Consider the following 22,292-nt stretch of genomic DNA (forward strand, 5'->3'; position numbering starts at 1 on the left):
GGGCAGGGGGGATGCAGTCTGCCGGAAGTGCCGATGCAGGGTTTTCGCGGTTCGCGATGGCCCTCGTCTCGGGTGGCGGGGGCAGAACACGGGGCGGTGCGTACTTTCGGACGCCTTGACACCGCCCATCACGCGTCGAATACTCCACCAAATGGTTGAGTATTTCTGGCTCGCCCGGCGCTCGGCGGCTTCCGGGCGACCTTCCTCTTTGCAGGAGGCTCCCATGCTCGGACACATCAACGCAGTGGCCAACCTGGCGGTGAAAGACCTCGCCGTGGCCCGACGCTTCTACGAAGACACGCTCGGCCTCGCGCAGGTCGACGCCGAAGGCGACGAGGTCATCGTCTACCGCAGCGGCAACACGCGGCTCAATGTCTACCGCTCGGCCTTCGCGGGCACCAACCAGGCCACGGCCGTGACCTGGTCGGTCGACGGCGACATCGAGCGCCTCGTGGCCGCGCTCAAGGCCAAGGGCGTGCGCTTCGAGCACTACGACATGCCCGACACGACGCTCGCGGGCGACATCCACGTCATGGGCGACATGAAGGTCGCGTGGTTCAAGGACCCGGACGGGAACATCCTGAACCTCATCAACGTCTGAGGAGCCCCTGTCCATCCGGCATCCCCCGTTTGGGGGAAGCCAAGGGCGACGCGCTGCGGACAATTCCTCCTGCCATGCACCGGCCTGGCATGGAGGAGTTCCCACATGAGCGCACCGTCGCCCGAGCAGTCAACGTTTGAGCCATCCGCGCGCCCCGAGCGCGTCGCGGTCATCGCCATCCATGGCGTGGCCGACCAGAAGGCCGGCGACACGGCCCGCGCCATCGCTTCGCTGATGCTCAACCACCCCGGCGAGGGCGCCACCTACCGCCAGGCCGACTGCGACAGCCACCTGCTGCCGGTGCCGCCGCTGACCTCGATGGTGCAGCAGCGCACGGGGCATCAGGACAAGACCGAGAAGGCCGCCACGGAAGGCGCCGCCGCGCAGAAGGCCTACGTGCCGCCCGTGCGCAAGGCCATGCGGCAGTCGAAGACCTCGGACTTCAGCGCCGACGACTGGATCTCGACCGCCGAGGCCGACGACGCGGGCGTGGTGCGCGCCGCCAAGGGACGCGGGCCGCTCACGCCGCGCGAGCTGAAGAAGAGCAACCCCGACATCGCCTTCAGCGACTACCTGCTGTTCAAGTCGCAGCGCGCCGAGCCCGACCACGAGGCCTACGAGGCCACGCGCGTGCGCATGACGCGCGACGCCACCGATGCCCACGGGCAGCCGGTGCAGCAGCGCATCGACGTGCACGAGATGTACTGGGCCGACCTGTCGCGCCTGCCGGGCTCGGTGGCGCGCATCGTCGCCGAGCTGTTCACCATCGTGTTCCGCCTCTCGCAGCTGGGCCGCGATGCGGTGGACCGCGCCGCCGAAGCGGCGGGTGTGAACAGGAAGCCCAGGCCTCCGGGCGCGCGGCGCTGGGCCTGCCTGGCGAAGCTGCAGACCGCGCTCGACTGGGCCTTTGCCAACCTGCTGGCCAACCTCTTCCTGCAGCTGCTGCTGGTCGGGTTGGTGATCGCGGGGCTCGGCGGGCTGGCGCGGGTCGAGCCCGCGCCCCATGCGTTGTCGCTCACCGAACTGCTGCGCCGGGTGCTGGCCGTGGCGGTGCCGGTGCTGGCGATCTGGTGGTACTGCTACCAGGCGCGCACCCAGGCCTCCTCGCGGATCGTGGTGGGCCTGTACGCGCTGCTGGCGGGCTGGTTCCTGTGGGCGCTGGTGCCCGCGCACTGGGTGGTCGGCGTGGCCTGGCTGGCGCTGCTCGCCGCGTTGGCCGACCGCGCCCTGCGCATCGCGCGCGACCGCTTTCCGGCGGCGCGCACCTGGGGGCTGGGGCTGATGGCACTGACCGCGGCGGCGCTGCTGGTGCACGTGGCGATCAACGCCTCGGCCGCGGGCGCCACGGACGACCTGCGCCACTGGGTGCGCGCCGGCATGCGGGTGGTCGAGTACCTGCTGCTGGGCGTCGTGGCCTGGTGGGGCGTGGCCGGCGTGCTGCTCATCGCCTGGTTGCTCGCCGGGGAGACGGTGCCCGACCGCGGCGCCGCCGCGCGCGCCAGCATCGCCACGGGGCGGCTCGGGCTGTTCGTGTCGGTGGCGGCGTTCGTGGCGCTGTCGATGGTGTCGTGGGCCGTGCTGACGAACCTCGTGGAACTCGGCGCGAAGGACGTCGACTACGCGCCGTTCTGGTTCGGCAAGGGCATCTACTGGGCCGACGGCGCGAACTTCCTGCACAACCGTTACGAGAAGAGCACGCAGGCCTTCGCCTTGACGGCCGGCCTCACGCTGTCGCTGCTGGCCTACCTGGTGGCGGTGCTGGTGCCCAGCCTGTTCGCCGAACTCAAGGTGGCCTTCGGCACCTCGCAGGGCCTGGGCCGCTGGCTCGGCGCGGGCTACCGGCGGCTGGACCGCTTCGTCGCCGTGCTGACCAGCGCCAGCGTGGTGGTCGCCTTCGCGGTGGCCCTGTTGCTGGTGCTCAAGCAGTGCAATGTCTCGGTCGGGGGGTGGATCGACGAGGCGGTGATCTGGGTGTCGGCGCTGTCGCAAAGCGGGCTCAAGCCGCTGATCTTCACCGCCGCCACGCTGGCCGCTTCCGTCTCGCTGCTCGGCGGTTTTCTCACGCGCACCGTGCCGGGCCTGCGCATGCCGCTCGACGTGGCGCTGGACGTCGACGGCCACTTCCGCGAGTTCCCGCGCCGCGCCATTCCGCGCGCGCGCATCTTCTCGCGCTACGTGTCGCTGCTGGAGCACGTGGCGGCGCAGGGCTACGACCGCATCGTGATCGTGGCCCACAGCCAGGGCACGGTGATCTCGACCGAGCTGCTGCGCTACCTGCAGTTCCGCGCGGCGCAGCAGGTCGATGCGCGGGTGACCGAGCTCTGGGCGGCGCTCAACAAGAGCCGGCTCCTGCTGCTCACCGCCGGCTGTCCGCTGCGCCAGCTGTATGCGGCGCGCTTTCCGCACCTCTACGGCTGGGTGACGGCGGAAGACGCGAACGGCGGCGGGCCGAGCGCGGCCCAGGTCGGCGTGGCGCGCTGGGTCAACCTCTACACGGCCGGCGACTACGTGGGCCGCTGGCTCTGGGGCGAGGACGACAAGCCCTACGAGCCGGTGACGACGCCGCCGGCCTGGTGCGTCGCGGCCGAGCACGAGGCCTGCCTCGGCCTGGGCGCGCACACCCACTACTTCGACCTGGATCAGGCTTACGTGGCGCGCTGGATCGACTGGATGGTGACGGCGCGCCCATGAAAAAGCCGGCCCGCAGGCCGGCTTTTCTTCATGCCGACAGCGCGGGCTTCAGCCGAAGTTCTTCGCCGCGAAGTCCCAGTTGGCCAGCTTGGCCAGGAAGGTCTCGACGAACTTCGGGCGCAGGTTGCGGTAGTCGATGTAGTACGCGTGTTCCCACACGTCCACCGTCAGCAGCGCGGTGTCGGCGGTGGTCAGCGGCGTGCCGGCGGCGCCGGTGTTCACGATGTCCACCGAACCGTCGGCCTTCTTCACGAGCCAGGTCCAGCCCGAGCCGAAGTTGCCCACGGCCGACTTCACGAAGGCTTCCTTGAAGGCGTCGTAGCTGCCCCACTTGGCGTCGATGGCCTTGGCCAGCGCGCCGGTCGGTGCACCGCCGCCTTGGGGCTTCATGCAGTTCCAGAAGAAGGTGTGGTTCCAGATCTGGGCAGCGTTGTTGTAGATGCCGCCGCTGGACTTCTTGACGATCTCTTCGAGCGTCATCGCTTCGAACTCGGTGCCCTTTTGCAGGTTGTTCAGGTTCACCACGTAGGCGTTGTGGTGCTTGCCGTGGTGGAACTCGAGCGTTTCCTGCGAGTACTCGGGGGCCAGCGCGTCGATGGCGTACGGCAGTGGGGGAAGGGTGTGTTCCATGGTGGAGTCTTTCTTTCTAGTTGGTGGAAGGGAAAAAAACAGTTCGGTGCCTCAGGCGCGGGCCTTGGGCACGATGCGGTAGGCGCAGCGCCGCGCGCCCGCGAGCACGTGCTCGACACGGCTCACGTCGGCCTCGGGCCCCAGCACCTCGTCGAAGAGCTGCAGCTCGCTGCGGCAAAAGCCGGTGCAGGCCTGCGCCGCGGTGCAGATGGGGCAGTGGTTCTCGATGAAGAGAAAGCCGTCGCCCTCGGCCCGGTACTCGGCCATGTAGCCCTCGCGGCTGCGGATGTCCGCGAGCCGTTCGAGCCGCGTCTCGAGGTTGCGCGCGCCACGCATGGCCTCGGTGTAGGTGGCGCGCATCGTGGCTTCGCGCGCGCCGATGAGCTGGTCCATGCCCTTTTCGCCGAACACGCTGATCACGGCGCTGATCATCTGCACCGTCATCTCGGCGTGTGTGTCGGGAAAGCGCCGGTGGCCCTCGCCGGTGAGCCGCCAGATCTGGGTGGGCCGGCCGCGGCCGCTGGAGCGGCTCTCGGCGTCCACCAGCCCTTCGGTCTCGAGCTTGGACATCTGCTGGCGCACCGCCTCGACCGTCACGTGCAGCACCTTGGCGATGTCGGGGATGCCGAGCGCGCCGCGGGTCTTCAGCGTGGAGAGGATGCGGTCTGCCGGCTGGTGCGGCATCCAGGTGGGCTTGGTGGCATCGGGGGAGGACATGGCGGCTTCGGTCGTGGGGGGAGAAAACAGCGTCATTGTCAGGTGGTTGGCCCTCCCTTCGCATCTGTGGGCGCTTGCCACCCCCCACCGAGCGCTTTGTAAAGCGCGACGAGGCTGGTGAACGAGGCGGTTTCGGCCTCGGCCACGGCATCCTGCGCGCGCAGCAGGGTGCGCTGCGCGTCGAGCACGCTCAGGTAGGGCGCGGCGCCTTCGCGGTAGCGCACCTCGGCCAGCTCGGCGGCACGGCCGCTGCGGGCCGAGGCCTCCAGCAGCCGCTGCAGGCGCAGCTGGTTCTGGCCGTAGCCGGTGAGGGCGCTTTCGACGTCCTCGATGGCGCGCAGCACGGTCTGTTCGTAGACGGCGCGCTCGCCCTCGGCACGCGCCTCGGCGCCGCGCAGGCGGGCCTTGACCGAGCCCAGCCGCAGCGCAGGCCAGCTCACGCCGGGCGTGACGCTGAAGGCGCGGCTCGACGAACTGCCCAGGTCGGCACCGCGCAGCGCGATGAAGCCCAGGAAGCCGCCGATGTCGACGCGCGGGTACAGCTCGGCCGTGGCCGCGCCCACGTCGGCCGTGCTGGCGGCCAGGCCGCGCTCGGCGCGCAGCACGTCGGGCCGGCGGCGCAGCAGATCGCCCAGGTCGCCGATGGGCAGGCGCTTGTCGAGCACGCGCAGCGGGTGCGGCTGCAGCATCGGCGCCAGCTCGGCCGGGCGCAGGCCCGCCAGCACGGCGACGCGGTGCGCGGCCTGGCGGCGCGTGGTCTCGAGCGCGGGCAGCTGGCTCTCGGTGCTGGCCAGGTTGGCCTGCGCGCTGGCCAGGTCGCCTTCGAGGCCGCGCCCGGTGCGCACCTGCGCCTCGGTCACGCGCAGGCTCTGGCGCAGGCTCTCGAGGGTGCGCTGCGTCACGGCCAGGCGCTGCTCGGCGCCGCGCATCTCGTAGTAGTTGCGCGCCAGTTCGGCCACGGCCACGATGCGCACCTGTTCGAGGTCGGCCGCACTGGCCTGGGCGCGCGCGGTGGCGGCTTCGTCCAACCGTTGCAGGCGGCCGAACAGGTCGATCTCCCAGCCGGCGTCGAAGCCCGCGCGGCTGCTTTGCGCCAGCGTGCGCGCATCGGCCGGCACGCCGTTGCCCTGCGCAATGCTGCGCGTCTTGCTCGCGCCCAGCGTCACCACGGGCAGGCGGTCGAGTTCGGCCTCGGTCTGCATCGCACGCGCTTCCAGCAGCCGCGCGTGGGCGATGCGGATGTCGTGGTTGCCGGCCAGCGCACGCTCGATGAGCGCGTCGAGCTGCGGGTCGTCGAGTTGGCGCCACCAGTCGCGCTGCACCGCGTCGGGCGCGAACAGCGCGCGCTCGGGGGCGGCGATGGCCACCGGCGCGTCGTTCGGCGCGGCGTATTTCGGCCCGACCGCGCAACCGGCCAGCACCAGCAGGCTGAGGGCGAACGGTGCGGCGTAGGAGAAGAGTCTTCTTGTCGTCATGGTCATGCTCCCGGTGTCTCAGACGGTGTCGCCGGCAGGCTCGCGCGCCACGAGCGCCTCGAGTTCGGCGGCGCGCTGCGAGCGGCCCACCGTGCGGTGGTCGCGCGCCAGCAGCGTGTACATGGTGGGCAGCACGAACAGCGTGAACAGCGTGCCCACCAGCATGCCGACCACGATCACCAGGCCGATGCTGAAGCGGCTGTTGGCACCTGCGCCGCTCGCGAACAGCAGCGGCACCAGGCCCACCACCATCGCGGCCGTGGTCATCAGGATCGGACGCAGCCGGATGCGCGCGGCCTGCTCGATGGCGGCGCGGCGCTCCAGGTTCAGGCGCTCCTGGATCTCGTTGGCAAACTCCACCATCAGGATGCCGTGCTTGCTGATGAGCCCGATGAGCGTCACCAGTCCGATCTGCGTGTAGATGTTGATGGTGGCAAAGCCCAGCGCCAGCGGCACCAGCGCGCCGCAGATCGACATCGGCACGCTGACCAGAATGATCAGCGGGTCGCGCAGGCTCTCGTACTGCGCGGCCAGCACCAGGTAGATCACCACGATCGCGAACACGAAGGCCATCACCAGCGCCGAGCCCTCCTGCGTGAACTGGCGCGCGTCCGACTGCCAGTCGTAGCTGAAGCCGGCCGGCAGCTTCTTCGCCTCTTCGCTCAGGAACGCCACGGCGTCGCCCATGGTCACGCCCGGCATCGGAATGGCCTGGAAGGTCGCGGCGTTGAGCTGGTTGAACTGCGTGAGCTTGTTGGGGCCCACGCTGGTCGACAGCTGCACCAGGTTGGCCAGCGGCACGGGTTGGCCGCTCGCGCTCTTCACGAAGTAGCGCGACAGGGCCTCGGCCGTGAGCCGTTGGTCGCGCGGCGACTGCGGAATCACGTCGTACGAGCGCCCGTCCATGCCGAAGCGGTTGACGTAGTTCTCGCCCACGAGCACCGCCAGCGTGTCGCCGATGGCCTTCATGGTCACGCCCATGCTGTTGGCCTTGGCGCGGTCCACGCGCACCTCGGTCACGGGGTTGTTGAACTCCAGGTCGCTGTCGACCACGGCGAACTTGCCGCTCTCGCGCGCCGCCTTCTTCAGCGTTTCCATCGCCTCGAACACGCTGCGATGGTCGCCCGCGCTGCGGATCACCATCTGCACCGGAAGCCCACCGGTCGAACCGGGAAGCGACGGCAGCTGAAAGGCGAACACGCTGCTGCCCTCGACCTCGTTCATGCCGCCCTGCACGTCGCCCTGGATCTGGTCGGCGTTGCGCTGGCGATCTTTCCAGTCGGACAGCTGCACGCCGCCGATGCTGTTGGAGACGCCGTCCGAGCCGTTGATGAGCCAGCGGCCGGTGTTCTCGGGCAACTTGGCCAGCACCTCGTCCCACGTCTGGCCGAACTTCTCGACGTAGTCGATGTTGGCGTGCTGCGGCGACTTGATGACGGTCATCACCATGGCCTGGTCTTCGCCGGGCGCCAGCTCGCGCTGCGCCGCGTTGTACAGAAAGGGCAGGCTCACGAGCACGGCCGCCGCCAGCAGGCCCGTGACCCAGCGGTGGTGCAGCGACACGTCGAGCAGCCGCCCGTAGGCCGTGGCCAGCTTGTGGAAGAAGGCCTCGGCATAACGCGCCATGCGGCCCGCCGTGGCATCTTGCGGCAGCAGGAACGAGCTCATCACCGGCGACAGCGTGAGCGCGATCACGCCCGACACCACCACCGCGCCCGCGAGCGTGAAGGCGAACTCCTTGAACAGCGACCCCGTGAGCCCGCCCATGAGGCCGATGGGCGCGTACACCGCGGCCAGCGTGAGCGTCATCGCGATCACCGGGCCGGCCACTTCGCGTGCGCCGATCAGTGCGGCCTGCACGCGCGACTTGCCTTCCTCGATGTGGCGGTGCACGTTCTCCACCACCACGATGGCGTCGTCCACCACCAGGCCGATGGCCAGCACCATCGCCAGCAGCGTGAGCAGGTTGATGCTGAAGCCGAACAGCAGCATCAGCGCCGCCGCGCCCAGCATCGACAGCGGAATGGTCACCACCGGAATGAGCACCGCGCGCAGCGAGCCCAGGCACAGGAAGATCACCAGCACCACGATGGCGATGGCTTCGAGCAGCGTCTTCTGCACCTCGTCGATCGAGGCCTCGATGAAGCGCGCGAGCTCGAAGGGCAGCTGCACCTCCACGCCCGGTGGCAGGTTCTGCTTGATGCCGGGCAGCAGGTCGCGGATGCGCTTCACGATCACCAGCGGGTTGCCGTTGGGCGCCGCCTGCAGGCCGAGGTAGATGGCCTTGTCGCCGTCCATCGTCGCGCTGCTGTCGGCGCTGGCCGCGCCGAGCTCCACGGTGGCCACGTCGCCCAGGCGCACGATGGCGTCGCTTCCACCGTCGGTCTGGCGCTTGATGACCATGTCGCGGAACTCGGCCACGTTCACCAGGTCGGTGTTCACGCGGATGTTCGACACCACGTACAGGCCCTTCACCTGCCCGGGTGCGGCCTGCACGTTGTTCTGGCGCAGCGCGTCGGCCAGCTCGCCGGCCGAGATGCCGCGCGCGGCCATGCGGTTGGCGTCCAGCCACACGCGCATCGCCAGCGTCTGCCCGCCCGACACCTCGACGCCCGAGACGCCCTCGATCGACGCGAACTGCGGCTGCACCACGCGCGAGAGGTAGTCGGTGAGCTGCGGCACGGGCATCGTCTTGCTCGAGAAGCCCACGTAGGCGACGGCCGTGGCCTCGCCCGACGACTTCAGGATCACCGGGTCGAAGGCCTCGGCCGGCAGCCGGTACTTCACCTGGCTGACCTGCGCCATCGCCTGCGTGAGCGCCTGGTTGGCGTCGGCGTTGAGCTTCATGCGCACGCTGATCACGCTGCGGCCCAGCGTGGACGACGACGACAGGTAGTCGACGTTCTCGATGGTCGCCACCGCCTGCGCGATGGGCTGCGTGACGAAGCCCTGCATCAGCTCCGGCGAAGCGCCGGGGTACTGCGTGGTGATGGTGAGCGTGGTGCTCTCGGTGAGCGGGTACTGGCGCACCGGCAGGTCGACCAGCGCGCGCGCGCCGAGCAAAAGGATGAGCGTGCTCACCACCAGCGCCAGCACGGGCCGGCGCACGAAGAGGTCGGTGAACTTCATGACTTCGCGTCCTGCAGGGCCAGCGTGTCCTTCGCGGCCGGGGCCACGGCGGCGCCGTTGTACAGGCGCAGCTGGCCTGAGGTGACGACCTGCTCGCCGGCCTTCAGGCCTTGCTCGACGACGACCAGGCCGTCTTGCCGCTCGCCGGTCTTCACGAACACCTGCTGCACCGAGAAGCCGTCGCCTTTTTCGCCGGCGCGCACCACGAACACCGAGTCGCCGTGCGTGCTGTAGGTGATGGCGGTTTCAGGCACCGCGATGGCGTCGGCGCGCGCGGGCAGTGCGACCTTGGCGTTGACGTACATGCCGGGCGTGAGCGCGCCGTCGGCGTTGTCGACCGTGGCCTGCAGCCGCACGGTGCGCGTGTCGCTGCCGATCATGGGCTCGATGGCGCTGAGCTTGGCGGGGAACACGCGGCCCGGGTAGGCATCGACCGCGAGCGCCACCGCCTGGTTGCGCCGCAGTGCCGGCAGCGCGTTCTCGGGCAGCGTGAGGTTGGCGAACAGCGTGCGCGCATCGGTGAGCGACACCAGCGCATCGCCGGCGCGCACGAACTGGCCGAGGTTGACCTTGCGGATGCCCAGCACGCCGTCGAACGGCGCCCGGATGTGCTTCTGCTCGATGAGCGCCTGCACGCGCCGCAGCTCGCCGCTGGCCTGGTCGAAGGCGGCCTGCGCCTGTTCCATCTGCTCCTGCGTGGCGGCCTGCTGCGGCAGCAGGCGGCGCGTGCGCTCGAGCAGGGCCCTGGCATTGGCCTGCTGGGCGCGCAGCCGTTCGAGGTCGCCCTGTTCGGGCGCGTCGTTCAGCTGCACCAGCAGCTGGCCGGCACGCACCTGCGCGCCCGGCGTGAAAAGGATCTTCGCGACCCGGCCCTCCACCTCGGCCGGCACCTCGACCTGCCGGTTGGCCTCCAGCGTGCCGATGCCGCCGAGAAAGCGCGCCATCTCGGTCTGCCGTGCGGGGGCCACCGCCACCTTGGCCGGCGGCATGGCGCCGCCCTGTGCATGGGCCGGCTGGAACTTCGCCACGAACCCGTAGCCCGCCGCGCCCAGCACCGCGACCGTGAGACCGGCGCCGAGCCAGGTCCTGGATTGTTTGTTCATACGCAACCTGCTTTTTTATCAAAGAAAGTACTTTGATTATTAAATCGCGTCCGAACGCTGTCGAGAAAGACGTGGCAATGGCCCCGATAGGGCAGGGCTATCTTTGGCGTGGCGTGCATGGTGGGTGCTCCGGGTGGTTGCGCGGGGACATCCCCGCAACCCGAAGACGGGCAGCGCGTCGCTTTTGTGACGCGGCGCCGGCGTGCAATCGCCATACGGCCGCCGGGACATCGCTCGCGCCGCCAAGGGCCGATGTACATTGCGACCTGCGCATGAACCTATTCAGCATGGCCACCAAACCCCGTAAGAAGTCCGCGGCTGTCACCGAGGACGAGGTCTTCGACATGGCCGCCGACCTGTTCCGGGCCATGGCCGCGCCCATGCGGCTGAAGATCGTGAGCCTGCTGTGCAACGGCGAGAAGAACGTGAGCGAGCTGCTCGCGCAGATCGACACCACGCAGCCCAACATGTCGCAGCACCTGAACACGCTCTACCAGGCGGGCGTGCTCGCGCGACGCCGCGACGGCGTGAGCATCTACTACAGCATCGCGAACGAGACCGTGGTGGCGCTGTGCCGCAGCATCTGCGTGCAGATCGCCATCGAGCAGGAATAAGCAGAAGAGAAGAAGGCCGGCATCAGCCGGCTTTCGCGCCTCAGGGCTTCAGGTAGACGTAGCCTTCCTTCGCCTGCAGCCGCGCCACCTCGGCCACGCCCGAGGGCACCACCTTGGTTTCCATCAGCAGCTTGCCCGCGTCGATGTTGCGCGTGGTCAGCGTGTTGTTGCACACCTTGAACTCCACGCCGCGCCCGGCCAATGCGCTCACGGGGCCGCTGAACTCGCGGCCCCGGCTGTCCTTCGCATCGCTCAGCAGGAAGTCGATGCCGGGGCCGTGCGTGACCACGACGATCTTCGCTTTCGGGTCCGCGTTCAGGTGGTTCGTGATGTTCGCCAGGATGGCGGCGCTGCTCTCCACGCCGGTGTTCACGTGGTAGACCACCTTGGTCTCCTGCGCGCCCGCGAACGTGGCGACCATGGCGAGCAGGAAAGCGATGAATGCGTGTCTCATGGGGAAACCCTCTGGCTGTTGTCGTTGCCCGCAAAATATCATCTTCTGCTTATATTTACAGCCGGGCAAGCCCGCGGCCCTCGCCGCCGAGCCCGCAGGAGACGACCCACGATGTTCCCGTGCCGGCCCACCGCCGTTCGCGCGAAGGCGCTGCTGATGTGCGCGGCGCTCTGGCTGAGCGCCAGTGCTGCGTTCGCCGCCCCCGAGATCCGCCCGCTGCCGGTGGCGCCCGACATCTACTACGTGCAGGGCATCCCCGCGCTGGGCTCGAAGGAGAACCAGAACTTCATCTCCAACGCCGGCTTCGTCGTCACGCGCGACAGCGTCGTGATGATCGACGCGCTCGGCTCGCCCGCCGTTGCCGAGCGCATGGTGGAAGAGATCCGCAAGCTCACGCCCAAGCCGATCAGCCACGTCATCCTCACGCACTACCACGCCGATCACATCTACGGCCTGCAGGTGTTCAAGGCGCTGGGCGCGCAGATCGTGGCGCACGCGCGAGGCAAGACCTACCTCACGTCCGACACCGCGCGGCTGCGGCTCGAGGCCTCGCGCCAGGAACTCGCACCGTGGATCGACGAGCGCACGCGCCTGGTGCCGGCCGATGTGTGGATCGACGGGCGCACCGAACTGACGATTGGCGGCACGCGCTTCGTGATCCAGCCCGCCGGCCCCGCGCACACGCCCGAAGACTTGGCCATCTTCCTGCCGCAGCAGAAGGTGCTGTTCACCGGCGACATCGTGTTCCGCAACCGCACGCCCTACGTGGGCTCGGCCGACAGCCGGCACTGGATCGCGTCGCTCGACGCGCTGCTCGCGCTCGACGCACGCACCATCGTGCCGGGCCACGGCCCCGCATCGGACGACCCGGCGCAAGACCTGCGGCAGACGCGCGACTACCTCGTCTTCCTGCGCGGCGCGATGCAGAAGGCCGCCACCGAGATGACGCCCTTCGACGAGGCCTACGCCGCCACCGACTGGTCGCGCTTCGAGGCCTGGCCGCTGTTCAAGGTGGCCAACCGCATGAACGCCTACAACACCTACCTGCTGCTGGAGCAGGAAGCGCGATGAGCGGCGAGCGCACGCGCCGGCAGCTCGTTGCGGGCCTCGCCGCGTGGTGCGTCGCGCCAGTGGCCGTGCATGCGGCCGATGTGCAGTTGCCCGCGCCTGCCTCGCTGGCCGGCGCGCTCGCCGCGGCGCTGGCCCGCGCGCAACCGCTGGTCGTCATGGCCAGCCTGCAGGGCTGCCCCTTCTGCAAGATCGCGCGCGAGCACTACCTCATGCCCGAACTCGCTGCGGGCCTGCCCGTGGTGCAGATCGACTTTCGTGATCAACGCACCGTGCGCGACTTCGACGGCGCCACGCGCACGCACGACGCGCTCATCAAGGCGTGGCACGTCAGCGTCGCGCCGACCGTGCTCTTCTTCGGCCGCAACGGCCGCGAGGTCGCCGAGCGCCTGACCGGCGGCGACTCGGACTTCTACGGCGCCTACCTCGACGCACGCCTGCAGCAAGCGCGCACCGCCGTCCGCAGTTGACGTTATGCATGGCGAAACCGAACGGGTTTCCCCCAAGAGCAAAGCCCTTCCCTTGTTCACGTTCGTCCCTAAAATCAATACATAACGATTTACTTATTTAACGATGAAACCGGCCGCTTCGGGGCGCGTTTCGAGGAGACCGAATTGAAGTTGCTGTTGCCGTCGCTCGCCGTTGCTGTCACCGCCTTGCTGCTGTCGACACCGGCCCTTGCCAACAAGGAGCTGGCCCAGAAGAACGCCTGCCTCGCCTGCCACGCTGTCGACAAGAAGCTGGTCGGCCCGGCCTACCTCGACGTCGCGAAGAAGTACACCGGCCAGGCCGACGCGCTCGCCGCGCTCACCGCGAGCATCCAGAAGGGCAGCACCGGCAAGTGGGGCGCCGTGCCCATGCCCGCGCAGCCCGCGATGAGCGAGGCCGATGCCAAGGCGCTGGCCGCCTGGGTGTTGGGCGGCGCCAAGTAAGGCCCACGGACGCGACGCGATGAGCGGCAGCATCCAGCAGACCGGGCAGGTGCGCAAGGCACCCGAGAACTTTCTCGACGCACAGGGCGTGCGCGCCGTCTTCGCCGAAGCCGGCAAGGGGCGGCGCGACTTCATCCGCAACGCCTTCGCGGCCGCCGTTGCAGGCACGGCGGCCACGTCGTCCGCGCTTGCGCAAACGCGCACCGCCGTGGGCGACGGCGACCCCGCGATATTGAACCTGCCCGCGCACAGCACGGGCCTCGGCCAGCCGGTCGTCACTGACGGCTACGGCAAGCCTTCCAAATACGAAGCCAACGTGCAGCGCCGCCAGAGCCCGGGGCTCACGCCGACCGCGCAGGCCTCGGTGTCGTTCGCGCCGCTGCAGTCGCTGTTCGGCATCGTCACGCCCAGCGGCCTGCACTTCGAGCGGCACCACCAGGGCTGGTGGGACATCGATCCGTCCAAGCACCGCCTGATGGTCAACGGCATGGTGAAGACGCCGAAGGTCTTCACGCTCGACGAGCTGATGCGCCTGCCCTCGGTGTCGCGCTTTCACTTCATCGAGTGCGGCGCCAACACCGGCATGGAGTGGGGCAACGTCGCCGTGCCCACGGCCCAGTACACGCACGGCATGCTGTCGTGCAGCGAGTTCACTGGCGTGCCGCTGATCACGCTGCTCGAGATGGCGGGCGCCGACCTCAAGGGCGAGCGCTTCGTGCTGGCCGAGGGCGCCGACGGTTCGTCGATGACGCGCACCATTCCCATGAGCCTCATCCGCTCGGGCGAGGTGCTCGTGGCCTACGGCCAGAACGGCGAGATGCTGCGGCCCGAGCAGGGCTACCCGCTGCGGCTCGTGGTGCCGGGCGTACAGGGCGTGAGCTGGGTCAAGTACCTGCGCCGCATCGAACTCGGCGACCAGCCCTACGGCGCCAAGGACGAGACCGTGCACTACGTCGACCTGATGCCCGACGGCCAGCACCGCCAGTACACCAGCATCCAGGAATGCAAGAGCGTCGTGACCACGCCATCGGGCGGGCAGATGCTGCTCGACAAGGGCTTCTACAACATCACCGGCCTCGCATGGTCGGGCCGCGGCAAGGTCAAGCGCGTGGACGTGAGCGTGGACGGCGGGCGCAACTGGCGCACCGCGCGGCTCGAATCGCCCGTGCTCTCGAAGTGCCTCACGCGCTTCAACATCGACTGGGTGTGGGACGGCACGCCCGCCATCATCCAGAGCCGTGCGATGGACGACACCGGCTACGTGCAGCCCAGCTACAAGCAGCTGCGCGCGGTGCGTGGCACGCGATCGATCTATCACAACAACGCCATCCAGTCGTGGCAGGTGCAGGCGAACGGGGAGGTGGCGAATGTCCAGCTTTCCTAAGCGCGCGCTGCTGTTGCTCGTTCTCGCATGCGGTGCAGCCGCATGGGCGCAGCCCAAGACAGCAGGCTATGCCGGCATCGGCCGCGACGCCACGCCCAAGGAAGTGGCCGCGTGGGACATCGACGTGCGCCCCGACTTCAAGGGCCTGCCGCCCGGCTCGGGCTCCGTCACGCGCGGGCAGGACCTGTGGGAAGGCAAGTGCGCCTCCTGCCACGGCGTGTTCGGCGAATCGAACCAGGTGTTCAGCCCTATCGTCGGCGGCACCACCGCAGAAGACATCAAGAGCGGCCACGTCGCGCGCCTGAAAGACCCGGCGTTCCCGGGCCGCACCACGCTGATGAAGGTCACGAGCCTGTCGACCGTGTGGGACTACGTGTACCGCGCCATGCCGTGGAACCAGCCCAAGTCGCTGACGCCCGACGACGTGTACGCCGTCACCGCCTACATGCTGAACCTCGGCGGCATCGTGCCCGACGACTTCACGCTGTCCGACAAGAACATCCGCGAGGTGCAGGCCCGCATGCCCAACCGCAACGGCGGCACCACCGCGCACGCGATGTGGCCCGGCAGCGAGTTCGGCCGCGCGGCCAAGCCCGACGTGTCGGCCGTGGCCTGCATGCGCGACTGCGTGCCGGCGGCGTCGTCCGTCGCGCAACTGCCGCCGCATGCGCGCGGCAGCCACGGCAACCTCGCCGACCAGAACCGGCTGGTGGGTGCGCAGCGCGGCATCGCCACCGCCGCACCCGCTGCTGCAGTGAAGACCAGCGCACCGGCTGCCGCACCGAAAGTGCCCGTGGCGCTGCTCGAGAAGAACAGCTGCACCGCCTGCCATGGCATGACGCAAAAGCTCGTCGGCCCCGCCTTCTCGGACATCGCGAAAAAGTACCCCGGCCAGACCGACCACCTGCTGCAGAAGATCAAGGCGGGCAGCACCGGCGTCTGGGGGGCGATCCCGATGCCGCCGCAGACCCTCGGCGACGATGATGCCAAGGCCATCGCACGCTGGCTCGCCGACAGCGCCGGACCATGATTCGACAGGAGACAACCCCATGAAAAACCGCAGACAGATGCTCACGCAGTCCGCCGCCCTCGCAGGCCTGGCGGCCACCGCCGGCTGGCTCCCCGCCACCGCCCTCGCCTATTCGAAAGACGCCTTCGACGCCAAGAGCGTGGCCGACGCGCTCAAGGCCGTCGGCGTCACCGGCGCGCCCACCGAGAGCAAGGACGTCACCATCACCGGCCCCGACATCGCCGAGAACGGCGCCGTGGTGCCGCTCAGCGTGGCCACCGCGCTGCCCGGCGTGAAGCAGCTCATGCTGCTGGTCGAGAAGAACCCCAACGCCGTGGTCGCGATCTTCAACACCTCGGAGTTCGTCGAGTCGAACTTCACCACGCGCGCCAAGCTGGGCCAGTCGTCCGACGTGTACGCGATCGCGGTCATGAACGACGGCAAGGCGCTCTTCGCCAAGAAGGAAGTCAAGGTCACGCTCGGCGGCTGCGGCGGCTGAGCGACGGGCTTCACACACAGAACACGACGAGAAGAAGGAGACCACCATGGCAGATCCCATGCGCATCCGCGCCCAGGCCGCGGGCGACAAGACGACCGTGCGCATCCTCATGGCGCACGAAATGGAAACCGGCCAGCGCAAGGACGCCGCCGGCAAGACCATCCCCGCCTGGTTCATCCAGGAGGTCACGGCCTCGCTCAACGGCAAGACCGTGCTCACGGCCGACTGGGGCCCGGCGGTGTCGAAGAACCCCTTCATGCAGTTCACGCTGAAGGGCGCGAAGGCCGGCGACAAGATCGCCGTGACCTGGAAGGACAACCGCGGCGACACCCGCACCGACGAAGCCACCGTCAGCTGACGCTTTCTTCGCCCACGCGGGCGCTCGCTCGCGTGTTGTGTTCCCCACGAGAAAAAAAGGCGGCCCCATGAGGACAACCACATGCCTGAGCCTGCTGGTGCTGGCCGGCAGCATCGCACTGCCCGCCGCGGCGCAGAAGACCACGGCCGAAGGCATCGCCGAGTACCGCGCGCTGCTGCAGGACGGCAACCCCGCCGAACTGTTCGAGGCCAAGGGCGAAGACCTCTGGAAACAGAAGCGCGGCCCCAAGGGCGCGTCGATGGAGAAGTGCGACCTCGGCAAGGGCCCGGGCGTGGTGAAGGGCGCGTTCGCCGAACTGCCGCGCTACTTTCCCGACACCGGCCGCGTGCAGGACATGGAGTCGCGCCTGCTCACCTGCATGGAAACCTTGCAGGGCTTCGACGCCGCCGCCATCGCCAAGACGCCGTTCGGCCAGGGCGAGCAGAAGAACCTCGAGGGGCTGGTGGCATGGATCTCGGCCGAATCGAAAGGCCTGCCGCTGAACCTGCCGCAGTCGCACGCGAGCGAACGCCGCGCCTACGAAGTGGGCAAGCGCCTGTTCTTCCTGCGCGCCGGCCCGCACGACTTTGCCTGCGCCACCTGCCACGGTGCCGACGGCAAGCGCATCCGCCTGCAAGACCTTCCCAACCTCACGAAGAACCCCGGCGCCGGTGAAGGCTTCGGCGCCTGGCCGGCGTACCGCGTGTCGTCGGGCGAGCTGTGGGGCATGCAGCGTCGACTGAACGACTGCTTCCGCCAGCAGCGCTTTCCGTACCCGGGCTACGCCAGCGACGTGACCGTGGCACTGGCCGTGTACATGGGCGTCAACGGCAAGGGCGGCAAGACCACCGCGCCCGCCATCAAGCGCTGAAGGAGCCACGCCCATGAAATCAGATCACTTCTTCGGCCTGGCCGCCGTGGCCTGCGCGCTCACCGTGTTCGGCTGCGCGTCCGTCGACAGCGCCGCCGAGCTCGACAAGCTCACCGCCGACGCGCTGCAGCGTTCCTTCCGCGACCAGGGCATCGCCAAGGTCGACCGCCTCGTGCAAGACCCGGCCAACCTCGCGTGCAGCGAAGCCGAGGCCAGCGGCAAGCCGCTCGATGAGCAGCGCACCAAGGAGATCGAAGCCGCCAACATGAAGACCGTGCGCTGGCCGTCCGACGGCAAGTTTGTCGGCGACTGGCGCGAGGGCGAGAAGATCGCGCAGAACGGCCGCGGCCTCACCTGGACCGACGCGGCCAATGCCGCCAACGGCGGCAATTGCTACAACTGCCACCAGATGTCGAAGGAAGAAATCTCCTTCGGCACGCTCGGCCCCAGCTTGTACCACTACGGCAAGCTGCGCGGCGTGAGCGACCCGGCCAGCGCCGCGTCCAAGCCCATCGTCGAATACACCTGGGGCAAGCTGTGGAACGCGCGCGCCTACAACGCCTGCTCGAACATGCCGCGCGTCGGCCATTCCGGCATCCTCAACGAGAAGCAGATCCGCGACGTGATGGGCTTGCTGCTCGACCCCCAGTCTCCCGTCAACCGCTGAACGCCCGGCTTCTCTCTTCATGAACCTTTCCAAGCGCGAGTTCGTCCAGATGCTCGGTGCCGGCGCTGTCGCCGGCCTGGGCCTGGGCCGCCACGGCAGCAGCATGGCCGCCGGCCTCGACGGCATGTACACCGTGCCGGCCTTCGGCAACGTGTCGATGCTGCACATGACCGACTGCCATGCGCAGCTCAAGCCGCTGTACTTCCGCGAACCGGGGGTCAACATCGGCGTGGGGAACATGCGCGGCAAGGTGCCGCACCTCGTCGGCGAACATTTGCTGAAGGCTGCGGGCGTGAAGCCCGGCACGCGCATGGCGCATGCGCTCACCTACCTCGACTTCGACAAGGCCGCGCAGCGCTACGGCAAGGTCGGCGGCTTCGCGCACCTGGCCACGCTGGTGAAACAGCTCAAGGCCAGCCGCCCCGGCGCGCTGCTGCTCGACGGCGGCGACACCTGGCAGGGCTCGGCCACCTCGCTGTGGACCGACGCGCAGGACATGGTCGACGCCTGCAAGCTGCTCGGCGTCGACGTGATGACCGGGCACTGGGAGTTCACCTACGGCATGGCGCGGGTGCAGCAGATCATCGAGAAGGACTTTGCGGGCAAGGTCGAGTTCGTGGCGCAGAACGTCAAGACCGCCGACTTCGGCGACCCGGTGTTCAAGCCGTATGTGATGCGCGAGATCAACGGCGTGCCCTGCGCCATCATCGGCCAGGCCTTCCCCTACACGCCCATCGCCAACCCGCGCTACATGGTGGCTGACTGGACCTTCGGCATCCAGGACGACAACCTGCAGCGCGTGGTGAACGAGGCGCGCGGCAAGGGCGCGCAGGTGGTGGTGGTGCTGTCGCACAACGGCATGGACGTCGACCTCAAGATGGCCAGCCGCGTCACCGGCATCGACGCCATCTTGGGCGGCCACACGCACGACGGCACGCCCATGCCCACGCTGGTGAGCAACGCGGGCGGCAAGACCATCGTGGTCAACGGCGGCTCCAACGGCAAGTTCCTCGGCGTGATCGACTTCGACGTCAAGGGCAAGAAGGTGAGCGACTTCCGCTACCGCCTGCTGCCCGTGTTCTCCGACCTGATCCCGGCCGACAAGGAGATGGACGCGCTCATCACCCGCGTGCGCGCGCCCTACGAAGCCAAGCTGGCGGAAACCCTCGCGCACACCGACGGCGCGCTGTACCGGCGCGGCAACTTCAACGGCACCGGCGACCAGCTGCTGCTCGACGCGCTCATGGAAGTGCAGGACGCGCCCATCGCCTTCTCGCCCGGCTTCCGCTGGGGCACCTCGCTGCTGCCCGGCCAGGCGATCACGCGCGAGTGGCTGATGGACATGACGGCCACCACGTACTCGTACGCGACGGTGACGCAGATGACCGGCGAGACGCTCAAGACCGTGCTCGAAGACGTCTGCGACAACCTCTTCAACCCCGACCCCTACTACCAGCAGGGCGGCGACATGGTGCGCGTGGGCGGGCTGCAATACACCTGCGACCCGACCGCCGCCATGGGCCAGCGCATCCAGGACATGCGCCTGGGCGGCAAGCCCATCGACGCCAATCGCAGCTACAAGGTCGCGGGCTGGGCGCCCGTGAGCGAAGAGGCGCGCACCGCCGGCAACAAGCCGGTGTGGGAGGTCATCGAGCCGTGGCTGAAGTCGCGCAAGGTGGTGACCACGCGCCGGCTCGACGAACCCGTGCTGAAGAACATCGCGCCGAACCCCGGCCTGGGCTGAATGGGGCCCCGCACGCGCGGGGTCGCTCCCTAGAATCGGGGCATGTCCATCGCGCAGCTTTCCCTTCTCACCACGCTCGCGCTCGTGGCGGCCTTCGTGCTGTCGGCGGTGTTCGGCGCCGTCGCGCGTGCCACGCGCTTTTGCACCATGGGCGCGATCAGCGACGTGGTGGCGCTGGGCGACTGGACGCGCGTGAAGCAGTGGGCCGCGGCCGGCGGCGTCGCGCTCATCGGCTTCTCGGCGCTCGTGTTCGCGGGGCTCGTCGATGCCGACCGCACGCTCTACGCCTCGCACCAGATCCTCTGGCTCGCCGCGCTCGTCGGCGGCCTGCTGTTCGGCGTGGGCATGGTGCTGTCCTCGGGCTGCGGCAACAAGACGCTGGTGCGCCTGGGCGGCGGCAGCCTCAAGGCGCTGGTGGTGCTGGTGCTCATGGGCGTGTCGGCCTTCGCCACGCTGAAGGGCATCACCGCGGTGCTGCGCGTCGCGACCGTCGATGCGGTGCACATCGACCTGGCGATGAATGCCTCGCTACCCGATGTGCTGGCCGCGTCTTTCCAATTGAACGCGGCCTCGCTGCGCCTGGCGCTCGGCCTGGTGCTCGGCGGCGCGCTGCTCGTGTGGGCCGCATGGGGCCGCGAGACGCGCGACGTGCGCAGCCTCGTCGGCGGCATGCTGATCGGCGCGCTGGTCGTCGGTGCATGGTGGCTCAGCGGCCACTGGGCGGTGGTCGAGGAGCATCCGCTCACGCTCGAGCACGTGTTCCTCGCCACCAACTCCGGCCGCGCCGAAGCGCTGAGCTTCGTGACGCCGGTGGCCTACGCGCTCGACTGGCTCATGTTCTACAGCGACGTCAACAAACGGCTCACGCTGGGCATCGTGTCGGTCGCCGGCGTGGTGGTGGGCGCCGCGCTGCATGCGCTGTGGTCGCGCGAATTCCGCTGGGAAGGCTTCGCCGGCACCGGCGACCTCGCGCACCACGCGACGGGCGCGGTGCTCATGGGCATCGGCGGCGTCACGGCCATGGGCTGCACCATCGGGCAGGGCCTGAGTGCGCTGTCGACGTTGAGCATCGCGAGCCTGCCGGCCATCGCGGGCATCGTGATCGGTGCGGTGGTAAGCCTGAAGTACCAAGCCTGGCAGCTCGAACGCACGCTCTGATTTTTCAGGGCATGCCTTGAAGCGAATCCTCACAATTTAGTTCGGTGCGCGGGGCGTTTTTCGCGCGTTCGCGACGATCGGGCGCGGTGGCGCTGGCTATCATTTTCCGCACCTGATGCCGCTGCGAACGATGGCCTTCATCGACGGGCGCGGCACCGAACAACCACAACCGAGGGAGAGCGCCATGACTGCGCACAACAACCGATCGGCGCGCACGCGCCTGTTTGCCTTGAGCCTTTGCTTCTGTGCCGTGCTCGCGGCCTGCAAGGAAGACAACAAGCCGACGCCGGCGGCAGCCTCGCCATCGCCGTCCGCATCGGGCAAGACCCAGCCCGCCAAGGACCCGGCCCGCGTGCAGGCCGCGGCCCGCACCACCTACAGCCAGGGCTACAACCGGCTCATCGACGACAACCGCAGCGTGGGTGCCAAGTACAAGAGCTACGTGCAGATGAACGTGAACGGCAAGTCGCCGAGCGGGAACTCGTTCTATGGCAGCCCTTCCGATGTGCAGTCCATCGTGGACGACCTGAAGAAGGCACGCGCCGACGGTTCGGGCGACGCGGCGCTCGACGCGGCCGTCGACGGCGTGGTGGCCACGGGCGAGAAGCTCGTCGCCGTCTGGACGCCGATGGACCCGTACTACCGGTCCAAGAGCTTTCTCGAAGACAAGTGGGTCAAGGGCCGCGCGGCCGACGCCGACATGAACGCCGCCTTCAAGGGCCTGCTGGCCAGCATCGACACGCTGGGCAGCGAGCTGGACCGCGTGCAGGAGGCGTCGCGCACCGAACGCATGGCCAAGCTCAAGGCCGAGGGCGACATGCTCAACTACCACACGCTGGCCTCGATGGCGGTGGCCAAGAAGTTCGTCAACGGCCTCGACCAGATCGACGGCCTGAAGAACAAGGACGCCGTCGCCAAGGTCGATGCGGCGGCCACCGAGTTGCAGGCTTCGCTGGAAGACCTCTCCAAGGCGCTGGAAGAGGCCAAGGCCGCAGCCAAGGCCAAGGGGGAAGCAGGCAAGGCGCCCAACTACAACTACGAGTCGCTGCACGGCAGCCTGCTGAACATGATCGGCCAATGGCGCACGTTCAAGGACAGCAAGTTCCCGTCGACGTACAAGAACATCGTGAGCTACTACAACTCCGCCGTGGGTTCGTACAACCGCGGCTTCGGCCGCTGACCCGGGCC

21 protein-coding genes are annotated in these 22,292 nt (G+C 68.8%); 15 read left to right on the top strand and 6 right to left on the bottom strand.

Annotation, left to right across the window (positions count from 1 at the left end; all coding sequences use genetic code 11):
- The first annotated feature begins 223 nt into the window (after positions 1-223).
- Both AC07Y4_RS16950 and AC07Y4_RS16955 read left to right on the top strand, forming a co-directional pair.
- On the top strand, positions 224-601 hold the full coding sequence (locus tag AC07Y4_RS16950; protein WP_070063002.1) for a VOC family protein: 378 nt from the start codon (positions 224-226) through the stop codon (positions 599-601).
- A 105-nt stretch (positions 602-706) separates the two neighbouring features.
- A complete protein-coding gene (locus AC07Y4_RS16955) occupies positions 707-3,292 on the top strand; it encodes a hypothetical protein (protein ID WP_487847487.1) in 2,586 nt (861 codons plus the stop codon).
- A gap of 48 nt (positions 3,293-3,340) precedes the next feature.
- On the opposite strand, the gene AC07Y4_RS16960 is transcribed toward AC07Y4_RS16955, so the two are convergent.
- The 5 genes from AC07Y4_RS16960 to AC07Y4_RS16980 are packed head-to-tail and all read right to left on the bottom strand — an operon-like array spanning position 3,341 to position 10,346.
- Entirely contained in the window at positions 3,341-3,922 is a 582-nt protein-coding gene (locus AC07Y4_RS16960; protein WP_487847486.1) for a superoxide dismutase, read from the bottom strand.
- 51 nt (positions 3,923-3,973) lie between these two features.
- The gene (locus AC07Y4_RS16965) at positions 3,974-4,639 is read right to left on the bottom strand and encodes a helix-turn-helix transcriptional regulator (RefSeq protein WP_487847485.1); all 666 of its coding nucleotides are present in this window, start codon (positions 4,637-4,639) and stop codon (positions 3,974-3,976) included.
- A gap of 38 nt (positions 4,640-4,677) precedes the next feature.
- On the bottom strand, positions 4,678-6,120 hold the full coding sequence (locus AC07Y4_RS16970; protein ID WP_487847484.1) for an efflux transporter outer membrane subunit: 1,443 nt from the start codon (positions 6,118-6,120) through the stop codon (positions 4,678-4,680).
- Positions 6,121-6,132: 12 nt separating this feature from the next.
- On the bottom strand, positions 6,133-9,243 hold the full coding sequence (locus tag AC07Y4_RS16975; RefSeq protein ID WP_487847483.1) for a MexW/MexI family multidrug efflux RND transporter permease subunit: 3,111 nt from the start codon (positions 9,241-9,243) through the stop codon (positions 6,133-6,135).
- Entirely contained in the window at positions 9,240-10,346 is a 1,107-nt protein-coding gene (locus AC07Y4_RS16980) for an efflux RND transporter periplasmic adaptor subunit (RefSeq protein ID WP_487847482.1), read from the bottom strand. The genes AC07Y4_RS16975 and AC07Y4_RS16980 overlap by 4 nt, the downstream gene beginning before the upstream one ends.
- A 287-nt stretch (positions 10,347-10,633) precedes the next feature.
- On the opposite strand from AC07Y4_RS16980, the gene AC07Y4_RS16985 reads away from it, so the two are divergent.
- Positions 10,634-10,960: an ArsR/SmtB family transcription factor gene (locus AC07Y4_RS16985; RefSeq protein ID WP_062473861.1), complete on the top strand. Its 327-nt coding sequence runs from the start codon at positions 10,634-10,636 to the stop codon at positions 10,958-10,960.
- A 40-nt stretch (positions 10,961-11,000) separates the two neighbouring features.
- On the opposite strand, the gene AC07Y4_RS16990 is transcribed toward AC07Y4_RS16985, so the two are convergent.
- Entirely contained in the window at positions 11,001-11,414 is a 414-nt protein-coding gene (locus tag AC07Y4_RS16990) for a DsrE family protein (protein WP_070063008.1), read from the bottom strand.
- A gap of 111 nt (positions 11,415-11,525) precedes the next feature.
- Between AC07Y4_RS16990 and AC07Y4_RS16995 the strand changes: the two genes are divergently transcribed.
- From AC07Y4_RS16995 to AC07Y4_RS17050, 12 genes are all read left to right on the top strand, one after another.
- Complete coding sequence (locus AC07Y4_RS16995; protein ID WP_487847481.1) at positions 11,526-12,485, top strand: MBL fold metallo-hydrolase; 960 nt, start codon at positions 11,526-11,528, stop codon at positions 12,483-12,485.
- Positions 12,482-12,952 carry a thioredoxin fold domain-containing protein gene (locus AC07Y4_RS17000; protein WP_487847480.1) on the top strand — a complete coding sequence of 157 codons (471 nt, stop codon included), beginning with the start codon at positions 12,482-12,484 and terminating at the stop codon, positions 12,950-12,952. Before AC07Y4_RS16995 ends, AC07Y4_RS17000 begins: the two co-directional genes overlap by 4 nt.
- Before the next feature lie 144 nt (positions 12,953-13,096).
- The gene (locus AC07Y4_RS17005) at positions 13,097-13,414 is read left to right on the top strand and encodes a c-type cytochrome (RefSeq protein ID WP_062473853.1); all 318 of its coding nucleotides are present in this window, start codon (positions 13,097-13,099) and stop codon (positions 13,412-13,414) included.
- A 19-nt stretch (positions 13,415-13,433) separates the two neighbouring features.
- On the top strand, positions 13,434-14,798 hold the full coding sequence (gene soxC / locus AC07Y4_RS17010) for a sulfite dehydrogenase (protein WP_095747119.1): 1,365 nt from the start codon (positions 13,434-13,436) through the stop codon (positions 14,796-14,798).
- Positions 14,782-15,828, top strand: a complete 1,047-nt coding sequence (locus AC07Y4_RS17015) for a c-type cytochrome (RefSeq protein WP_095747118.1) — start codon at positions 14,782-14,784, stop codon at positions 15,826-15,828. Before soxC ends, AC07Y4_RS17015 begins: the two co-directional genes overlap by 17 nt.
- A 19-nt stretch (positions 15,829-15,847) precedes the next feature.
- On the top strand, positions 15,848-16,306 hold the full coding sequence (gene soxY / locus AC07Y4_RS17020) for a thiosulfate oxidation carrier protein SoxY (RefSeq protein WP_056576806.1): 459 nt from the start codon (positions 15,848-15,850) through the stop codon (positions 16,304-16,306).
- 46 nt (positions 16,307-16,352) lie between these two features.
- On the top strand, positions 16,353-16,664 hold the full coding sequence (soxZ, locus tag AC07Y4_RS17025) for a thiosulfate oxidation carrier complex protein SoxZ (RefSeq protein ID WP_172438442.1): 312 nt from the start codon (positions 16,353-16,355) through the stop codon (positions 16,662-16,664).
- 67 nt (positions 16,665-16,731) lie between these two features.
- A complete protein-coding gene (gene soxA, locus AC07Y4_RS17030) occupies positions 16,732-17,535 on the top strand; it encodes a sulfur oxidation c-type cytochrome SoxA (RefSeq protein WP_095747117.1) in 804 nt (267 codons plus the stop codon).
- 13 nt (positions 17,536-17,548) lie between these two features.
- Positions 17,549-18,202 (top strand): sulfur oxidation c-type cytochrome SoxX, encoded by a 654-nt coding sequence (gene soxX, locus AC07Y4_RS17035; protein ID WP_095747116.1) that lies wholly within the window; start codon positions 17,549-17,551, stop codon positions 18,200-18,202.
- 19 nt (positions 18,203-18,221) lie between these two features.
- Positions 18,222-19,946 (top strand): thiosulfohydrolase SoxB, encoded by a 1,725-nt coding sequence (soxB, locus tag AC07Y4_RS17040; protein ID WP_369645514.1) that lies wholly within the window; start codon positions 18,222-18,224, stop codon positions 19,944-19,946.
- 42 nt (positions 19,947-19,988) lie between these two features.
- The gene (locus AC07Y4_RS17045; protein WP_487847479.1) at positions 19,989-21,104 is read left to right on the top strand and encodes a YeeE/YedE family protein; all 1,116 of its coding nucleotides are present in this window, start codon (positions 19,989-19,991) and stop codon (positions 21,102-21,104) included.
- A 184-nt stretch (positions 21,105-21,288) separates the two neighbouring features.
- Positions 21,289-22,284 (top strand): DUF3829 domain-containing protein, encoded by a 996-nt coding sequence (locus AC07Y4_RS17050; protein WP_495274833.1) that lies wholly within the window; start codon positions 21,289-21,291, stop codon positions 22,282-22,284.
- Positions 22,285-22,292: the final 8 nt, after the last annotated feature.

This window comes from Variovorax sp. GW460-12-1-14-LB1 (assembly GCF_059423605.1).

What these genes read in the sequence shown, in the direction of transcription:
- AC07Y4_RS16955 (WP_487847487.1), top strand. Translation starts at nt 707, where the DNA reads ATGAGCGCACCGTCGCCCGAGCAGTCAACGTTTGAGCCATCCGCGCGC.
- AC07Y4_RS16960 (WP_487847486.1), bottom strand. Translation starts at nt 3,922, where the DNA reads ATGGAACACACCCTTCCCCCACTGCCGTACGCCATCGACGCGCTGGCC.
- AC07Y4_RS16965 (WP_487847485.1), bottom strand. Translation starts at nt 4,639, where the DNA reads ATGTCCTCCCCCGATGCCACCAAGCCCACCTGGATGCCGCACCAGCCG.
- AC07Y4_RS16990 (WP_070063008.1), bottom strand. Translation starts at nt 11,414, where the DNA reads ATGAGACACGCATTCATCGCTTTCCTGCTCGCCATGGTCGCCACGTTC.
- soxC (WP_095747119.1), top strand. Translation starts at nt 13,434, where the DNA reads ATGAGCGGCAGCATCCAGCAGACCGGGCAGGTGCGCAAGGCACCCGAG.
- AC07Y4_RS17045 (WP_487847479.1), top strand. Translation starts at nt 19,989, where the DNA reads ATGTCCATCGCGCAGCTTTCCCTTCTCACCACGCTCGCGCTCGTGGCG.
- soxZ (WP_172438442.1), top strand. Translation starts at nt 16,353, where the DNA reads ATGGCAGATCCCATGCGCATCCGCGCCCAGGCCGCGGGCGACAAGACG.
- AC07Y4_RS17015 (WP_095747118.1), top strand. Translation starts at nt 14,782, where the DNA reads ATGTCCAGCTTTCCTAAGCGCGCGCTGCTGTTGCTCGTTCTCGCATGC.
- AC07Y4_RS16950 (WP_070063002.1), top strand. Translation starts at nt 224, where the DNA reads ATGCTCGGACACATCAACGCAGTGGCCAACCTGGCGGTGAAAGACCTC.
- AC07Y4_RS16995 (WP_487847481.1), top strand. Translation starts at nt 11,526, where the DNA reads ATGTTCCCGTGCCGGCCCACCGCCGTTCGCGCGAAGGCGCTGCTGATG.
- AC07Y4_RS17050 (WP_495274833.1), top strand. Translation starts at nt 21,289, where the DNA reads ATGACTGCGCACAACAACCGATCGGCGCGCACGCGCCTGTTTGCCTTG.
- soxX (WP_095747116.1), top strand. Translation starts at nt 17,549, where the DNA reads ATGAAATCAGATCACTTCTTCGGCCTGGCCGCCGTGGCCTGCGCGCTC.
- AC07Y4_RS16975 (WP_487847483.1), bottom strand. Translation starts at nt 9,243, where the DNA reads ATGAAGTTCACCGACCTCTTCGTGCGCCGGCCCGTGCTGGCGCTGGTG.
- AC07Y4_RS16985 (WP_062473861.1), top strand. Translation starts at nt 10,634, where the DNA reads ATGGCCACCAAACCCCGTAAGAAGTCCGCGGCTGTCACCGAGGACGAG.
- soxY (WP_056576806.1), top strand. Translation starts at nt 15,848, where the DNA reads ATGAAAAACCGCAGACAGATGCTCACGCAGTCCGCCGCCCTCGCAGGC.
- soxA (WP_095747117.1), top strand. Translation starts at nt 16,732, where the DNA reads ATGAGGACAACCACATGCCTGAGCCTGCTGGTGCTGGCCGGCAGCATC.
- AC07Y4_RS17000 (WP_487847480.1), top strand. Translation starts at nt 12,482, where the DNA reads ATGAGCGGCGAGCGCACGCGCCGGCAGCTCGTTGCGGGCCTCGCCGCG.
- AC07Y4_RS16980 (WP_487847482.1), bottom strand. Translation starts at nt 10,346, where the DNA reads ATGAACAAACAATCCAGGACCTGGCTCGGCGCCGGTCTCACGGTCGCG.
- AC07Y4_RS16970 (WP_487847484.1), bottom strand. Translation starts at nt 6,120, where the DNA reads ATGACCATGACGACAAGAAGACTCTTCTCCTACGCCGCACCGTTCGCC.
- soxB (WP_369645514.1), top strand. Translation starts at nt 18,222, where the DNA reads ATGAACCTTTCCAAGCGCGAGTTCGTCCAGATGCTCGGTGCCGGCGCT.